Annotated in this window: 14 protein-coding genes; 11 read left to right on the plus strand and 3 right to left on the minus strand. The window is 38.6% G+C overall.

What is annotated here, in order from left to right; translation table 11 throughout:
- The first annotated feature begins 9 nt into the window (after nt 1–9).
- The 11 genes from ligA (at nt 10) to rlmD (ending at nt 15,270) form a co-directional block, all read left to right on the plus strand.
- Complete coding sequence (gene ligA / locus ACTWPF_RS15805; protein WP_443149747.1) at nt 10–2,013, plus strand: NAD-dependent DNA ligase LigA; 2,004 nt, start codon at nt 10–12, stop codon at nt 2,011–2,013.
- 14 nt (nt 2,014–2,027) lie between these two features.
- Nucleotides 2,028–3,242: a CamS family sex pheromone protein gene (locus ACTWPF_RS15810; RefSeq protein ID WP_443149748.1), complete on the plus strand. Its 1,215-nt coding sequence runs from the start codon at nt 2,028–2,030 to the stop codon at nt 3,240–3,242.
- A 147-nt stretch (nt 3,243–3,389) separates the two neighbouring features.
- Nucleotides 3,390–4,937, plus strand: coding sequence for an L-glutamate gamma-semialdehyde dehydrogenase (gene pruA / locus ACTWPF_RS15815; RefSeq protein WP_106895853.1), 1,548 nt, complete (start codon nt 3,390–3,392; stop codon nt 4,935–4,937).
- 218 nt (nt 4,938–5,155) lie between these two features.
- The gene (locus tag ACTWPF_RS15820; RefSeq protein ID WP_443149749.1) at nt 5,156–6,427 is read left to right on the plus strand and encodes a helix-turn-helix domain-containing protein; all 1,272 of its coding nucleotides are present in this window, start codon (nt 5,156–5,158) and stop codon (nt 6,425–6,427) included.
- 35 nt (nt 6,428–6,462) lie between these two features.
- On the plus strand, nt 6,463–6,600 hold the full coding sequence (locus ACTWPF_RS15825; RefSeq protein ID WP_443149750.1) for a hypothetical protein: 138 nt from the start codon (nt 6,463–6,465) through the stop codon (nt 6,598–6,600).
- 649 nt (nt 6,601–7,249) lie between these two features.
- A complete protein-coding gene (gene putP / locus ACTWPF_RS15830) occupies nt 7,250–8,770 on the plus strand; it encodes a sodium/proline symporter PutP (RefSeq protein ID WP_443149751.1) in 1,521 nt (506 codons plus the stop codon).
- 463 nt (nt 8,771–9,233) lie between these two features.
- Nucleotides 9,234–9,524 (plus strand): Asp-tRNA(Asn)/Glu-tRNA(Gln) amidotransferase subunit GatC, encoded by a 291-nt coding sequence (gene gatC, locus ACTWPF_RS15835; RefSeq protein ID WP_036577287.1) that lies wholly within the window; start codon nt 9,234–9,236, stop codon nt 9,522–9,524.
- A gap of 12 nt (nt 9,525–9,536) precedes the next feature.
- Nucleotides 9,537–11,003, plus strand: a complete 1,467-nt coding sequence (gene gatA, locus ACTWPF_RS15840) for an Asp-tRNA(Asn)/Glu-tRNA(Gln) amidotransferase subunit GatA (RefSeq protein ID WP_161464238.1) — start codon at nt 9,537–9,539, stop codon at nt 11,001–11,003.
- Entirely contained in the window at nt 11,003–12,433 is a 1,431-nt protein-coding gene (gene gatB, locus ACTWPF_RS15845) for an Asp-tRNA(Asn)/Glu-tRNA(Gln) amidotransferase subunit GatB (RefSeq protein WP_443149752.1), read from the plus strand. The genes gatA and gatB overlap by 1 nt, the downstream gene beginning before the upstream one ends.
- 187 nt (nt 12,434–12,620) lie before the next feature.
- Nucleotides 12,621–13,520 carry a diacylglycerol kinase gene (locus tag ACTWPF_RS15850; protein WP_443149753.1) on the plus strand — a complete coding sequence of 300 codons (900 nt, stop codon included), beginning with the start codon at nt 12,621–12,623 and terminating at the stop codon, nt 13,518–13,520.
- Between the two features lie 358 nt (nt 13,521–13,878).
- On the plus strand, nt 13,879–15,270 hold the full coding sequence (gene rlmD, locus ACTWPF_RS15855; protein ID WP_443149754.1) for a 23S rRNA (uracil(1939)-C(5))-methyltransferase RlmD: 1,392 nt from the start codon (nt 13,879–13,881) through the stop codon (nt 15,268–15,270).
- A gap of 478 nt (nt 15,271–15,748) precedes the next feature.
- On the opposite strand, the gene ACTWPF_RS15860 is transcribed toward rlmD, so the two are convergent.
- The 3 genes from ACTWPF_RS15860 to ACTWPF_RS15870 form a co-directional block, all read right to left on the minus strand.
- Nucleotides 15,749–16,189 carry a DUF7878 domain-containing protein gene (locus ACTWPF_RS15860; RefSeq protein ID WP_443149755.1) on the minus strand — a complete coding sequence of 147 codons (441 nt, stop codon included), beginning with the start codon at nt 16,187–16,189 and terminating at the stop codon, nt 15,749–15,751.
- A 320-nt stretch (nt 16,190–16,509) separates the two neighbouring features.
- Complete coding sequence (locus tag ACTWPF_RS15865) at nt 16,510–16,872, minus strand: SAR2788 family putative toxin (protein ID WP_443149879.1); 363 nt, start codon at nt 16,870–16,872, stop codon at nt 16,510–16,512.
- A gap of 99 nt (nt 16,873–16,971) precedes the next feature.
- Entirely contained in the window at nt 16,972–17,958 is a 987-nt protein-coding gene (locus tag ACTWPF_RS15870; RefSeq protein ID WP_443149756.1) for a LacI family DNA-binding transcriptional regulator, read from the minus strand.
- Nucleotides 17,959–18,037 lie beyond the last annotated feature (79 nt).

Consider the following 18,037-nt stretch of genomic DNA (forward strand, 5'->3'; position numbering starts at 1 on the left):
GGTGCTTGGATGGATCAACAGCAAGCACAGAAAGAAATCGAAGCATTACGAGAAGTATTAAATCAATATGGTTATGAGTATTATGTGTTAGATAAACCGAGTGTTCCAGATGTGGAGTATGATCAAAAACTCCAGGAATTACGCAAACTAGAAGAAGAATTTCCTGAATTTGTTACCCAGGATTCGCCTACTCAAAGGGTAGGCGGAGAACCACTGGAAGCTTTTCAAAAGGTAGAACATAAAGTGCCGATGCTCAGCCTAGGAAATGCATTTAATGAACAGGATTTGCGCGATTTTGCTAAGAGAGCAGCGCAAGGAACAGATGAGCCTGTTAGCTTTGTCTGTGAACTGAAAATTGATGGGCTCGCCATTTCCCTTACTTATGAGAATGGAAAATTCATCCTTGGCTCTACGCGCGGAGATGGGTCAATAGGTGAAAATATCACCAGCAATTTAAGAACGATCCGGAGCATTCCTTTAACGATAAAGGAAAAAGAAAATCTGGAAGTACGTGGAGAAGCCTATATGCCCCATAAATCATTCCTAGCATTGAATGAAGCAAGGGAAGAGAAAGAGGAAGAGCCATTCGCCAACCCACGCAATGCGGCAGCAGGATCACTAAGACAATTAGACCCCAAAATTGCTGCTAAGCGTAACCTTGATATCTTTTTGTATGGTGTTGGGGAGTGGAATAACAGTAACCTGACAAGTCATAGTGATAGACTCGAAGCGCTAAGCAAACTTGGATTTAAAACAAATCCTGAATGGAGAAAATGCGAAACCATCGAAGAAGTGCTCGAGTATGTTGAATACTGGACAAACGAACGTCCCAATTTGAGTTATGAAATAGACGGGATTGTCGTGAAGGTTGATAATCTTGATCAGCAAGAAGAGCTTGGTTATACAGCAAAAAGCCCTCGATGGGCCATTGCATATAAATTCCCGGCAGAAGAAGCTGTAACGAGATTAACAGACATAGAATTGAGTGTAGGACGAACAGGTGTGGTAACACCTACTGCCATCCTGGAGGCTGTAAAAGTAGCTGGTACTACTGTGAAAAGAGCTTCCTTGCATAACGAAGACCTGATCCGTGAACAGGATATTCGTATAGGAGATACGGTGGTTATTAAAAAAGCTGGCGATATTATTCCCAAAGTAGTGCGTGTACTTACTGAAAAACGTACAGGTGATGAAGAAGAATTTCACATGCCAACAGAATGTCCAGCATGTGGAAGTGAGTTAGTGCGACTGGAAGAGGAAGTGGCCTTGCGCTGCATTAACCCAAATTGCCCGGCTCAACTGAAGGAAGGGCTCATTCATTTTGTTTCTCGCAATGCGATGAACATTGATGGACTTGGAGAAAAGGTAATCATCCAGCTTTTCCAAGAAAACTTAGTAAAAACCATCGCGGATATCTACCGCTTAAAACGTGAAGCATTGCTTGAACTCGAACGAATGGGCGAGAAGTCTGCTGACAATTTGCTTCAGGCAATTGAGGTATCAAAGGATAATTCACTTGAAAAGCTATTATTTGGTCTTGGGATACGATTTGTTGGTTCTAAAGCAGCCAAAACGCTTGCTACAGAATTTGAAACAATGAAGAATATTCAACAAGCAAGCTATGAAGATTTGATTGCTGTTGACGAAATCGGCGATAAAATGGCTGATTCGATCGTTCAATATTTCCAAGAGGAAAAGGTAATTATTCTAGTCGACGAGCTTCGAGAGCTTGGTATTAATATGGAGTATAACGGGCCGAAACGTCCAGAGGCAGATGAAGATTCGATATTTGCAGGAAAAACGATCGTTCTTACTGGGAAAATGGAAAAATTCACACGGACGGAAGCAAAAGAACGGATTGAGGCAAAAGGCGGATCTGTGACAGGAAGTGTTAGTAAAAAAACAGATATTCTGATCGCCGGTGAAGATGCTGGGTCGAAGTATGACAAAGCACAGAAGCTTGGCATCACGATATGGGATGAGCAGGAATTAGAGACTGCTCTTGAGAAATAGGGGAGTGTAATGAAATGAAGAAATGGAGCATATGTCTGCTGGGCGCACTTCTACTTATTACGGCATGTTCACCGGATACCAATGAAGAAGTCGTGCAAGAAGAGGATACGCAACAAGAAACATCGATTGTACCGAGCTACCAGCTTTCAGATGAAAACTATAAAATGATACTTCCATATGAGCCTAGCAAGGCAAGGGGCGTTATTGTAAACCAGGTAGCAAACCGTATGGATATTGATGAAATGGAAGAAGGATTGCGGAGGCACTCCAAAGAAGTGTATGACCCGAGCAAGTACTTCTTTCAAGAAGGACAGTATTTAGATGAAGATACAGTTTATGATTGGTTAGGCCGGGAATTGACCGAAAGCCAATTAGAAGAAGCTGTAGCAGATAGAATAGACTATTTAGAGGAAAATAAAATGACGGTAAATGAGGAGAATATCCGCCGTGAATTCCAACTGGGATTAAACCCACCAATTGAAGATGAATTCAATCAAGAGGAGCAGGAAGCTAATCCAAAATATCTTTCCCATATTCTAGAACATAACTTTTTATCAAAGAATGAAGATAACACAGTTAAGCTAGAAGGAATTTCAATTGGTCTTGCAATGAAATCAGTTTACCGTTTCCAGACTAAAAAAGATGGACCTTATAGCTATCTAGATATCTCTCAAAGTGAGATGATGGAACAGGCCACAGTCATTGCAGAGAAAGTGGTAAATCGTATTCGCAATATGGAAGGGCTTGAAAATGTTCCGATCATGATTGCAGTATATAGAGAGCAGGAACGTAGCTCCCCAATTCCAGGGAATTATGTAGCAAAAATGAATGTAGCCGGTGGAGAAACATCATTGAGCGATTGGGATAACATAAATGAGCAACATGTTTTATTCCCATCAGATGAAGGTAAGAAAGAATACTTTGATGATCATGAATTAGTAACCAGCTTTGGTAATGAGATTGCCAATTACTTTCCTAATTATGTAGGTATTATAGGAGAAGGCTTCTATATAAATGATGAATTAAAGAAGTTGACAATTGAGATTCCTATTGAGTTTTACGGAAAAGCCGAGGTAATAGGGTTTAGCCAATATGCGTATGGACTTGTACAGGATATGTTTGAGGATTATTATGATCTCGAATTGATGATCACCTCAAGCGATAAAGTAGAAAGTACAATCTTTCGTGAGGCTGGATCCGATACACCAACCGTTCGTATTTTCCATTAAGAAAAAAGATTCGTTGAAGTCTGACAATAAATCGGGTAAAATAAGGGGTGGACATGCGCCGCTCCTTATTTTTATGTTTTTTTTAATGGATTTTTTGTGAAAACGCAATCAATAAGGAGAATAGGATAATTTTTAGGAGGTTTTAATATGGTAGTACCTTACAAACATGAACCTTTTACAGATTTCACCGTAGAAGAAAACAGACAGCAGATGCTTGAGGCTTTAAAAAAGGTGGAAGCCGATCTAGGTAAAGAATATCCACTAGTAATTGGCGGAGAGCGTATTACAACAGATGACAAGATTGTATCTGTTAATCCAGCCAACAGAGAAGAAGTAATTGGATATGTGTCCAAAGCAAATAAAGAGCTTGCTGAAAAAGCAATGCAAACTGCTGATAAAACATTTGAAACATGGAGAAAATCTGATCCTAAATTCCGTGCAGATATTCTTTTCCGTGCAGCGGCTATAGTTCGCCGTCGCAAGCATGAATTTACTGCACATCTAGTAAAAGAAGGCGGAAAACCATGGAAAGAAGCTGACGCTGATACTGCAGAAGCTATTGACTTCATGGAATATTATGGACGTCAAATGCTAGAATTAAAAGATGGCGTTAAAATTAATAGCCGTCCAATAGAATTTAACCAATATAATTACATTCCACTTGGTGTGGGTGTCGTAATTTCACCGTGGAACTTCCTATTCGCTATCATGGCAGGTACTACAGTTGCTGCGATGGTAACTGGAAACACGGTATTATTAAAACCGGCAAGTGCTACACCAGTAATCGCTTATAAATTAATGGAAGTACTAGAAGAGGCTGGCTTGCCAGCTGGTGTCATTAACTTTATTCCTGGTCCAGGAAGTGAAGTCGGTGACTATCTTGTTGATCACCCACGTACACGTTTTGTCAGCTTCACGGGCTCACGTGATGTTGGTACACGTATTTTTGAACGTGCTGCGAAAGTACAAGATGGCCAAAAATGGCTAAAACGTACCATTATTGAAATGGGTGGAAAAGATACGATTGTGGTAGATAAAGAGGCAGACCTTGAGCTTGCCGCACAATCTATCGTGCAATCTGCATTTGGCTTCTCTGGTCAAAAATGTTCTGCATGTTCTCGCGCCGTTATTCATCAGGATGTCTACGATGAGGTAAAAGATCGTGTCGCTTCTCTAACTAAAGAACTTTCTGCTGGAGATCCATATGATAACTCACACTTTATGGGGCCTGTTATCGATCAGGGAGCATATGATAAGATTCTAGATTATATCGAAATTGGTAAAAAAGAAGGTGAACTACTTGTCGGGGGAACTGGCGATGATAGCAAGGGATGGTTCGTTAATCCTACTGTATTCGCAGATCTTAAACCAGATGCACGCATCATGCAGGAAGAAATCTTTGGTCCTGTAGTTGGCTTAACAAAGGCAAAAGATTTTGATGAAGCAATCGAAATTGCTAACAATACAGATTATGGCTTAACAGGTGCTGTTATTACAAATAACCGTGAGCATCAAGAACAAGCCCGTCAGGATTTCCATGTAGGAAACCTTTACTTTAACCGTGGATGTACGGCAGCAATTGTTGGTTATCAGCCATTTGGTGGCTTTAACATGTCCGGTACAGACTCCAAAGCAGGTGGGCCAGATTACCTAATTCACCACATGCAAGGAAAAACTACATCCGAAATGTTTTAATTATAAGAAAATAGTCACATGAACTCGATTAGCCCCCTTTCTAGCAAAAAAATGCTCGGAAAGGGGGCTAATTTTCCTCTCTCAGGAAAATAGGAAAGTTTTTAGGTTGATAATCGCTATAAACACCTATATATTTTCCCAATATGAATTATCTGAAATTATGTTATAATTAGACTACAGAAGACATTAAATATTAGTAGAGGATAGGGTGGGGTGAATTGATAGAAATAGGATCCTTTATCAAGCTGCAACGAACCAAACAAGAGATGACACAGGGAGATTTGGCTAAAGGTATCGTATCATTATCCTATTTATCAAAAATTGAGAACTTAAAAACAGAGGCAAGTCCTGAAATCATTCAAATGCTCTGTACGCGTCTGGGTATTCAAATTGATAACTCACTCGATGCCACGATCCAGGAAAAATGTAAGAAATGGTACAGCATGCTTTTTGAAGTGAATGATAAGAAGGATATCATTGCTACATACAACGAGATACAGAATTTAATGGATACCAACCTTACCGAAAGCCTACTTCTATTCGAAATCCACAAGATTAGGTATTATTTAATTTTAGGGGATTATGATGAAGCACTTATAAAGATTAATGAGCTAAACCAAATCTCAGGCACATTTGATAACTTGCATTTGTTTTATTGGTATAAGTTTAAAGGGAATTATTGTACAGTAAAAGACGGCGAATTTAACCAAAGTATGAGGTTATATAAACTTGCCGAAGATAAACTAAATCAAATTGAGATACCAGAGGAAGAAATTGCAGATTTACACTATGTAATTTCTGTAACTCATAGTAAACTTAGAAACACACTTGAAGCAATTGACTATTCTGAAAGAGCTCTCGACGTTTATATGAAACAATATAACTTTATACGTTGTGCTCAGTGTCATAATGTATTAGGGATTTCTTTTAGAAGGATCAAGATGTATGATAAAGCAATTAAAAACTTTAATTTAGCCCTCCATCTAGGGAAATTAAATAATAATAAACAATTAATACAGCTAACAAACCAAAACTTAGGACATCTTTACTCTTCTAAGGGTAACCCTAAAGAAGCTATTAAACATTATAATGAAGTTATACAGGATGAAGAAGTTTATATTATAGAAAGATTAGCAGCTGTATCATCTTTAATTAGAGAGTTATACTTACTAGATAGGTTTGAAGATGCAAGAGAATATGTAAATCATGGATTAGACCTTCTAAAACAACTTAGAGATAATGAAGATTACAAAATATTTTATTATGTAATTCATATTTATGATCGCTTACTAAGTGAAGACTATCGTAATTTTGAACAATTACTAGTAAAAAATTTCATACCCTATCTTAATAAACATAAAGATTATGCTAACTTAATAATATATGCGGAATTATTAGCTGGCCATTATGAAAATATTAATAGATACAAAGAGTCTTCGAAATATTATAAAGAGGTTAATTTTGCCTACCAGCAAATTACAAATATTTAATGAATTTTTATTTATTCTATAAAGGAGGGGATTTCATGAAAAAACTATTGGTAGCATTATCATTAGGAGCAGTTTTAGTTGCAGGATTTACTTTTACACAAGATAGCCCATCTGATCTATCTATGGATAGAGAGCCAGGTATCTTATCAATCCAAAAGACCAACCTATTTTAATTAGTTCTAGTAAGTTTTTAAGCGTTTAGCAGTATTTACTAATACCCTATTATATATATGATGATTTGCCCGGGATAGTGTGGAAACTATGCTGGGCTTTTTTTTCATTTATTTCTGTGTGGGAACAATCGAAGTCAGATGCAGATGCAATTTTCCAAGCAAAAATGCCAACCCTTACAACCCCACCTCAAAAGTTAATAACTTATAAAATTAGCGAAATTTACCTGTTGAATTCCTGTTTATAACAAAAAAACTAAAAAAATTTGGTTACAATAAATAGCGCGCATACTAAAGAATACAGTCGGTAAAGCCTAAATAACTAACTAAACCTTTATTAATTCATTCAAACCATAGTAAATAAAGATTAAAACGATTATATGAATGTATACGATGTTTGGTCCTCTATGAAAGTGTATGGACAAGCTGTAACTGAGTACTGGTGCGCTTGAAATGATTAAAAATATATGAAACCATAGTCATTGTGTTTTGTTTCATCGAAGAACAGATGGTATAAAGTACGGAAACGAAAGGGGAGCAATACATGGAATACGCAATAACTGGTGCAACATGGTTTTGGTTGTTTGTGCCAATGCCAGTTGTACTTTTGGCATCCGTTATCACAATGTTTACAGAGAGGGGAAAGTAAAACGTGGGTCTAACAACACTAATAACATTTATCGTATATCTACTAGGAATGCTTGTAATTGGACTAATCATGTACCGCATGACAAATAATCTATCTGATTATGTATTGGGCGGTCGTAATCTTGGGCCTGGGGTCGCTGCCTTAAGTGCAGGTGCTTCAGATATGAGTGGTTGGTTGTTACTTGGTTTACCAGGAGCTATTTATGCATCTGGAATGTCAGAGGCATGGATGGCAATCGGACTTGCTGTCGGAGCGTATTTAAACTGGCAATTTGTCGCCAAACGTTTACGCATTTATACAGAGGTAGCAAATAACTCTATTACAATACCGGACTTTTTAGAAAATCGTTTTAAAGATAAGTCACATATTCTTCGTGTTATCTCCGCATTGGTAATACTACTATTTTTCACATTCTATACATCTTCAGGTATGGTGGCAGGTGCGAAGCTTTTTGAGGCCTCATTTGGTCTTAGCTATGATTCTGCACTTTGGATAGGGACAATTGTGGTAGTCTCCTATACATTGCTTGGAGGCTTTCTAGCAGTAGCATGGACGGATTTCTTCCAAGGGATTCTCATGTTCTTAGCATTAATCGTAGTGCCGATCGTAGCACTGAATCAAATGGGTGGTTGGTCAGATGCAGTTCAAGCTGTGGGCGAAATTGATCCAAGTCATCTAAATATGGTTCAAGGTGTCGGCATAATGGCGATAATTTCCTCACTAGCATGGGGCTTAGGATATTTTGGTCAACCACATATTATTGTTCGTTTTATGGCATTACGCTCACCAAAAGACGTTCCAAAAGCAAAGTTTATTGGAACAACATGGATGATTCTTGGGTTATATGGTTCGATCTTCACCGGCTTTGTCGGACTTGCATTTATTAGTACCCAAGACGTATCTGTACTAAGCAACTTGGGGATTCACGTCACAACGGAAAATGGGTTACAGGTGCTTGCAGATCCAGAAAAAATCTTCATCGCCTTTTCACAAATTCTTTTCCATCCTGTAGTGGCTGGTGTTCTCCTTGCGGCAATACTATCAGCGATTATGAGTACAATTGACTCGCAGTTGCTTGTTTCATCATCTGCTGTGGCAGAAGACTTTTATAAGGCTATCTTCCGCAAGAAAGCAAGTGGAAAAGAACTCGTATGGATTGGTAGAGTTGCAACTGTAATCATCGCGCTGATTGCTGCACTCATTGCCATGAATCCGGAAAGTTCTGTACTAGAACTTGTAAGTTATGCTTGGGCAGGTTTTGGAGCAGCCTTTGGACCGATTATTCTCTTATCCTTATTGTGGAAGGGAATTACGCGAAATGGTGCGCTTGCTGGTATTTTAGTAGGTGCCATAACGGTTATTGTATGGGGAGAGTTTCTCTCAGGAGGATTATTCGATCTATACGAAATCGTGCCAGGGTTTATCCTAAACGTAATCGTAACTGTCATAGTCAGCCTATTTGGTTCCAACAAACCAGAAGTTGTTGAGGAATTTGATAAAACAGCTATATTAATGAAGGAATAAGTTTAAAAGGGCCGTCTCTTTTCTATAATGAAGAGATGGCCCTTTTAAATTTGATTAACAGTTGATTCACTCCAGCCGCTACGTGGGCCCGGAGGATCCGGGTCATGCCGACGTTGACCCAGGACGGGTCGTTTTTAGTCGGTGTTCCTAAATAGGTGCTCTGCGCTTTTGATGTCATCTAGCTCCGAGCACCAAAAACTAGGCAGCTTCGCGAATCGCCCTACAATAAGTCATCATCGGTTCGTTCCTCACCGTGATTCCTTTATCTCAGTTGATTCACTCTAGCCGCTACGTTTTTTAACGGTGCTCTGCGCTTTTGATGTCAATATTTGATTATGGGTGGTTGGTTCTGCTATTATCAATAGTGTTATACTTAGAATTAAGACAGGTATGTACTTACAGGTTTTACACGAAGATGTAAATAATGAATAACATTATAAATAGGAAGAGGGAGGGCTAGTTCATGGCAGATATCTCTAAAGATCAAGTAAAACATGTTGCGCATTTGGCAAGGCTTGCCGTAACAGATGAAGAAGTGGACAAGTTTACGGAACAGTTAAGCTCTATTATCACGTATGCTGAACAATTAAATGAATTGGATACAGACGGGGTAGAACCAACGACGCACGTATTAGACTTGAAAAATGTATTGCGTAAGGATGAGCCAAAGGAATGGATTACACAGGAAGAAGCATTGAAGAACGCTCCTGATAAAAAAGATGGCCATTATCGTGTACCATCAATCTTGGAGTAGGGAGGGAAATACATGTCATTATTTGATTACACAATAAAAGAGTTAGAACAAAAGCTACATAATAAGGAAATAACCATTGAAGAGCTTGTTGATACGTCGTATAAACGAATTAATGAGGTAGACAATGAAGTACATGCCTTTTTAACATTAAATGAAGAGGCAGCCCGCAAACAGGCGAAAGAACTAGATAAAGCAGAGGACAAGTCTGCAGCTCTATTCGGTATGCCAAGCGGAATTAAGGACAATATCGTCACAAAGGCATTACGCACTACGTGTGCAAGCCAATTCCTCGACAATTTTGACGACCCTTTATACAACGCAACGGTCGTTGAAAAGCTAAATAACGAAAAGACTATTACAATTGGAAAACTGAATATGGATGAGTTTGCGATGGGTTCATCCAATGAGAATTCCAGCTATGACCCTACACGAAACCCTTGGAACACGGATTACGTACCAGGTGGTTCTAGTGGTGGATCAGCCGCGTCAGTAGCAGCAGGGGAAGTATTATTTTCACTTGGTTCTGATACTGGTGGTTCTATTCGACAGCCTGCAGCATTCTGTGGTGTGGTTGGATTAAAACCAACTTATGGCCGTGTATCTCGTTTTGGATTGGTTGCATTTGCTTCATCACTTGATCAAATTGGACCAATCACTCGAACAGTAGAAGACAGTGCACGCGTGCTAGAAGTCATTGCTGGTCATGATCCAATGGATTCTACAAGTGCGAATGTTGAAGTGCCAGCATATACAGAGGCACTTACGAATGACGTAAAAGGCTTAAAAATTGCGGTTCCAGAAGAATATCTAAGTGAAGGTGTAACACCCGAAGTACGCGATTCTGTCATGGAGGCACTGAAAGTATATGAAAGCTTAGGCGCTACATGGGAAAAGGTTTCCTTGCCACATTCCAAGTATGCGGTAGCTACCTATTATCTGATTTCGTCTTCTGAGGCTTCTGCTAACCTTGCTCGCTTTGACGGAGTTCGTTATGGTGTACGTTCAGAGAATGCGGACAACATGATTGATATGTTCAAAAAATCCCGTAGTGAAGGATTTGGGGATGAAGTAAAACGCCGTATCATGCTTGGAACGTTTGCACTTAGCTCTGGTTATTATGATGCGTATTATAAAAAGGCTCAAAAAGTACGTACGTTAATTAAAAATGATTTTGATAAAATCTTTGAAGATTACGATGTTGTTATTGGCCCAACTACCCCGACACCGGCATTTAAAGTCGGCGAAAAAGTGGACGATCCTTTAACAATGTATGCGAATGATATCTTAACCATCCCAGTAAACCTTGCTGGCGTACCGGGTATCTCTGTGCCATGTGGTTTCTCTGAACAGGGCTTACCGATTGGCCTGCAAATCATTGGGAAGCATTTCGATGAAAGCACGGTCTTCCGTGCTGCCCATGCATTTGAAAAAGCAACAGATCATCATACGAAGCGACCTCAGCTGGGAGGTGCCAAATAATGAACTTTGAAACGATAATTGGCTTAGAGGTGCACGTTGAACTAAAAACAGATTCAAAAATTTTCAGCCCAAGTACTAATGAGTTTGGAACAAATCCAAATACGAACGTGAACCCGATTGACCTCGGTTATCCTGGTGTTCTTCCGGTTCTAAACGAACAGGCAGTAAACTTCGCGATGAAGGCTGCAATGGCGCTAAACTGTGAGATTGCCACAGATACGAAATTTGACCGAAAAAACTACTTCTATCCAGATAATCCAAAAGCATATCAGATCTCTCAATTTGATAAGCCAATTGGCGAAAATGGTTGGATTGAAATTGAAGTAAACGGCAAGAAAAAACGTATCGGAATTACTCGTTTGCATTTAGAAGAAGATGCTGGAAAACTAACGCACGGCGATGATGGCTATTCCTATGTGGACTTTAACCGTCAAGGAACACCGCTTGTCGAGATCGTATCAGAACCTGACATGCGTTCACCTGAAGAAGCGTATGCTTATCTTGAGAAACTTAAAAGCATCATTCAATACACAGGTGTATCTGATGTGAAAATGGAAGAAGGCTCCCTTCGTTGTGATGCCAACATTTCATTACGTCCAATTGGGCAAGAGCAATTCGGAACAAAAGCAGAATTGAAAAACTTAAACTCCTTCAGCTATGTACAAAAAGGGCTAGAGTTTGAAGAGAAACGCCAGGAGAAGGAACTTCTTACTGGAGGGGAAATCCTGCAGGAAACACGACGTTATGACGAAAAAACAAAAGAAACTATTCTTATGCGTGTAAAAGAAGGTTCTGATGACTATCGTTACTTCCCAGAGCCAGACCTTGTACCTCTTTACATTGATGAGGCATGGAAAGAACGCATCCGTAACGAAATCCCTGAGCTACCAGACGCGAGAAAAGCACGTTATATAGCGCAATTGGGACTCTCAGAATACGATGCTTCTGTCTTAACTAGTTCCAAGCAAATGGCAGACTTCTTTGAAGAAGCGGTTAACAGTGGCGCAGATATGAAGCAAGTGTCTAACTGGTTGATGGGCGAAGTATCTGCCTATATGAATAAGCACTATAAGGAATTAGGCGATTTGGCTATAACGCCAGAGGCATTAGCTAAAATGATTAACTTAATCGAAGATGGCACCATTTCATCTAAAATTGCGAAGAAAGTGTTTGCTGAATTAGTTGAAAATGGTGGGGATCCGGAGCAAGTTGTAAAAGATAAAGGGCTTGTGCAAATTTCTGATGAAGGACAATTACGTGAAATTATTTCCAGTGTGCTTGCAGATAACGAACAATCGATTATCGATTACAAAAATGGGAAAGATAAAGCAGTTAAATTCCTTGTCGGTCAGGTTATGAAAGCAACTAAAGGACAGGCAAACCCACCAATGGTAAATAAAATTTTGCAAGAAGAACTAGACAAAAAATAGATCCGAACAACTATTGGACTGCCACCAAGCATTTTACATTTCTTGATGGTAGTCCAGATTTTTATCAAGACCCCTTTTCAAATCGTGAGAAAAGGTCTATGATATTGGTTGGACTTAAAAACAAAAAAATAGTGACCATTATATATAGCAATGGCCCTGCACATATGTAGCAATGGGGGGAAAAGAAATGAAGAAAGCAAGAATCATTTACAATCCAACTTCCGGAAGAGAGGCCTTCAAAAAAGAATTGCCTTATGTCCTAGAGAAGCTGGAGACGGCCGGTTATGAAACATCTGCACATGCAACAACGTGTGAAGGTGATGCGATTGAGGCAGCAAGGGCAGCTGTTGAGCGGGGATATGAATTAGTTGTGGCAGCCGGTGGTGATGGCACAATTAACGAAGTGATCAATGGTATAGCAGAAGAAGATCATCGTCCGAAGCTGGGAATCATACCAGTTGGTACGACAAATGACTTTGCTAGAGCCCTAAATATTCCTCGGGATATAAAAAAAGCAGCTGATATTATCGTGAACGGCAGAACCAAGTTCTTGGATATTGGAAAAGTAAATGATTATTTCTTTATGAACATTGCCGGTGGCGGGAAGCTGACAGAATTAACATATGAAGTACCAAGCAAACTAAAAACGATGCTCGGCCAACTAGCATATTATATGAAGGGTATTGAAATGCTGCCATCCCTTAAGCCTACAAGGGTAAAAATTGAGTATGACGGCACCGTTATTGATGAGGACATTATGCTCTTCCTCGTAGCCAATACAAACTCCGTCGGTGGCTTTGAAAAGCTAGCACCAGTCGCTAGCATGGATGACGGTTATTTCGACCTTCTTATATTAAAAAAAGCAAACCTTGCAGAATTTATCCGGATTGCAACACTTGCACTTCGTGGAGCACATCTAGAAGATAAGCATGTCATTTATACAAAAGCAAAGCATATTAAGGTAAGTACAGAAGAAAAAATGCAGCTGAACATTGATGGCGAGTTTGGTGGATTACTTCCAGGAGAATTCCTCAATCTGCAGCAGCACATCGAATTCTACGTGCCAGAAGATTTTACAACTGAGTGATTATGTAGAGAGAAGATTACTTAATGGGTAGTCTTCTTTTTAAAGGATTAAAAAGATAATTCTTTGACAGAAAACAGCCACGTCCAGCTCCAGCGCCCAGAGACTAGCGCGACTTCCCTCACCTCCGTACAATAAGTCAACATCATCTCCCAAGGTAAAAGAAGGTCGACTAAAACCGGCCTTGCCGGCCAACGTCGACATACCCCTTTTGCAAGGGCATGTTTCCTTTATCTCCTACGGTTCAGTCCAGTCCGTACGTCTCTTAACGGTCGCTTCCGCTTTTGGATTGAAAATGTGAATCCGGTAGAAGATATGATAAGATAAGAACCACATACTATGAACGTAAAGGAAGATAGAAATGGGAAAACAGGCAGTACCCGTAAAGAAGAATGAAACAATAACCCTAACCTTTGAGGACCTTACACATGAAGGTAATGGTGTAGGCAAGGTGGACGGCTATCCCTTGTTTGTACCATATGGCCTACCGGGTGAAGAAGCGACAGTCAAGGTTGTTAAAGCAAATAAGAACTTCGGATTCGGCAAGTTATTAGAAGTAAAACAATCAAGTGATCAGCGAGTAGAGCCGCCGTGTAATGTTTATTATCAATGTGGTGGCTGTCAGCTACAGCATATGAGCTATGACCTTCAATTGCAAATGAAGCAAAATCAAGTAAAAAGCGTCATGCGTAAAATTGCTCATCTTGACCATGTGCCAGTTCATCCAACCCTCGGAATGGAAGACCCTTGGCGCTACCGTAACAAAGTACAAATGCCAGTTGGCGAGCATGATGGTGAATTAATTACTGGATTTTATCGCAAGCGAAGCCATGACATTATTTCAGAGATGGAAACCTGTGTCATTCAGGACGAGTTAAATGATCGTTCTGTCCATGCCGTAAGAAGAATAGCAAATCGGTTAGGCATCAAAGCATATGATGAAAAAGCAGACCGTGGTGTTCTGCGCCATATTATGGTCCGAACTGGTAGAGAAACCAATGAAACGATGATCGTACTCATCACTCGAACCGACAAACTTCCACATCAAGAGGAGCTAATTCGTGAGCTAACGGAAACGTTCCCTCATGTTAAATCCATCGTTCATAACGTCAACAATAAACGTACGAATGTGATCCTTGGGAGAAAAACAAAGGTTATTTGGGGAGAGGAATATATTTACGATACAATTGGCGAAATTAAATTCGCCATTTCAGCAAAATCGTTCTATCAAGTTAACCCCCCTCAAACAAAGGTGCTCTATGAAAAAGCGTTAGAATATGCTCAGATTGGTGCAAACGATACAGTGGTGGATGCCTATTGTGGAATTGGAACGATCTCCCTATTCCTCGCACAGCAAGCCAAGAAAGTGTACGGCGTTGAAGTAGTGCCAGAAGCGATTAGTGATGCCAAAATGAACGCGAAGCTAAATGGCATTACCAATGCAGAATTCGTTGTAGGAGAAGCGGAAAAGGTTATGCCTTGGTGGAAAGCACAAGGATTACGCCCAGACGTTATCGTCGTCGACCCACCGCGTAAAGGCTGTGAAGTAGACTTCCTACAAACCATAATTGAAATGGAACCAAAGCGGATTGTCTATGTTTCATGTAACCCATCTACGTTAGCGAGGGACTTGAGAATCTTGGAAGATGGCGGTTATGAAACAAAAGAAGTTCAACCTGTTGATATGTTCCCTCAGACAAATCATGTGGAGTGTGTGACGGTGTTAGAGAAGAAAGTTGTAACCAAACAATAAAAACCTACAACTAACAATAGAAACTTACAAATCAGCCAAAAAATAAGAATAAAAACGTGAAAAAAGCGTGAGAAAAAGTAGGGGGATTCGAAAGAATCCCTTTTGTATTGGGCTGAAAAAGGTGTGAGTTGTAAAACTTGATTATCATCAAATAATAAAACCTTAGAGAAAAACGTGAATCAAAAGGTGAGAAAAAGCGGGATCTGTTGTAAATTTCTATTATCACGGAAACGGTGGAATGTGGGTTGGAGGAGTGGGGTTTAGAAGGAGTTTATTTTAACGTCACAGAAGTTGTCTAATTAAAAATAACATCTCTCAGTTAAAATAGCATTTCCGATTCCGCAGCCGATTTTGTCAAAATAAACACTTCGTGTAAGGATTATAAGTTTTTAGGTAGTTGCTAAAGGTAAAGCCTCTGGTAATAATTTTGGATATAAGACAAAAAAGGCCTCGAAATATCGGAGGCCTGTAATTCCTTTCATTTTATATACCATTTAGGATTTAATTTGTATTTGCTGTATAATTCCCCTTCGAAACTCTCTGTAAATAATTTAATCGACTCTATAAGAGAGTCAGTTTTCGCTGTCGCAATTATTTGACTTTGACCCCATGGCGAGGAAATAAAATACTTGTTATCAGAAGCAACAAACTTTATTAAAGGATTATCTTCATCTTCAACCTCAATAGTATTATAATAAAAACTTCCATCTAATTTATTTCTAAACCATTTCTTCACTTGAATATAGAATTCAAGTAGAGCTATTTCTTCTGAAAAAAATAATTCATTATTTATCCTAATATTCAACATTCCTTGAATGTTGTAGACATTAGAATAATCTTTCTTTTTCTTATAGTCGATATTAGAAATATCACTAGTTAATTTAAAACTTATATTTATTTGACTGGATGTGTTGTCCATATTTTTCCGTTCGCCCCTATTACCATCTTAATTTTTGTTTGCCCTTTTGTTACAATTTTCTTTCCAAGATTTTTAGTTACAACAAAAGATAATTTGTAATTATCATTCAGGATTCAGGGTAAAGAGAAGCTTTGGAGTTTAATGCCTCTTTCATCCATCTTTTAACAGTACTTTGACTACTCGTATTAAATTTTGCCCATCTTCCACCAATAGAGGTCAAATGTTTGGATTTCACTGTAAAACTACCAATTTTTTAACGGCTTGTTTTGTTGCATATCCCTTAAATGTTTTTAGGATAAGTTTTTTCCTGTATTTTTTTACTAGTTTTTTATACCAAATTCACCTGCAAAACTTATTAATACTGCCACAAGTGGGGCTACTGAAGCACTCATTTCGGTTGAGTCATAGTGATACGAAGTACCGTTATTTTGGTCAACAAAAGCAGCTTTAAAGTCTTCACCATTTATTTCTGTGATAATAACATCAAATGATTCTTTTCTTCCATTAATCCCGTTGTCTATTTCCACGTCAAAAACAAGTTCCTCGTCTTCTAAATTTAATTCCAGATTATTTTCTATAGATACATTATTGTTGTCTATTGTGTAATTTATAATTTCTCCATTTTTTTGAATAGTATTTTCTACTTTTACAGCAGCACCTTCATTAAAACGCTGGTTTTCAATTCATAGTGGGGATCCACTTCTTGCCCAATCTTTTCAGTTTTATTACTAAATATGTAATTATTATAGTTCACCTGAGCATTAGCATTCTTGCTGATAACACTAACTAGAATTTCTAGTAATAAATTCTCCGGTATATACCTTTTTAATAGGAGTTTGTTTTACTCCATTGACCTTATTTACTATGTGATTCACTAAGTCATTAGACATATCATGAAGACGATTACAAATGGTAGAAATTTGTGGATTAGTAACTAATGAGATTGGATGATTATCAAAACCAACTATTGATAACTGTTGTGGTATTTGAATGTTATTTCTAACAGCCGATCTTATTAATCCAGCGGCAACGAAGTCACTTCCAGCAAGAATACCATCTAGTTCTAAATTATCCTTAAAGAGCTTCTCACCTAATATGATTCCATCTTCTATAGTTGATATCTCGTTAAAGAGAAAGTCTATATTATAATTTAATCCTTTTTTATTGTGAGCTAAAATAAATCCCTTTAATCTTGCTTGTTGTAAAGGAGAAGAAATGTTGTCTGAACAAAAGCCTAATTTCGTAAATCCTTTACTTAGGAGGTGCGATGTTGCTTCCATCGTTACCTCTTCTTCATTTAAACAAAAGACATCAAAATAGTCTCCATCATAATTCTCATTGCAAGCAACAACTAAATTATCTCCGGTACATTCAACGATTTCCTTCTCTGATAATGCAGAGGAAGTTAAAATAAGGGCATCAAATTCCTTTTTCTGAAGCTGTGTGTATACCTCTCGCTCTACAGTTTTGTCTGAAAAAGTTTGGTGAACGACAGTTTTAAATCCATTTTTATAAGATTCAGCAGATATGTATCTAATCAATTCACTAAAATAAGGATGATGTAGATCAGGGATAAGAATAGCGATACACTTTGTTTTCTTTTGACGAAATTGTTTAGCAAGAGAATTTGGCACATAATTATGCTCTTGCATAACTTTTAATACTTTGTGTTTTGTTTCAGCTGATACATAAGACTGATTTGAAATAACCCGAGAAACTGTTGATTTAGATACACCACTTAGTCGAGCAATATCATATATAGTTACCATTTTGCACCCCTAAAAAAGTATTGACATGGGATCAATCCCAGGAATTATAGTATAACAAAGTAAAACGATGGGGGGGTTA

This window comes from Oceanobacillus sp. M65, from assembly GCF_052246275.1.
Taxonomy (GTDB): Bacteria; Bacillota; Bacilli; order Bacillales; family Amphibacillaceae; genus Oceanobacillus_B; species Oceanobacillus_B jordanicus.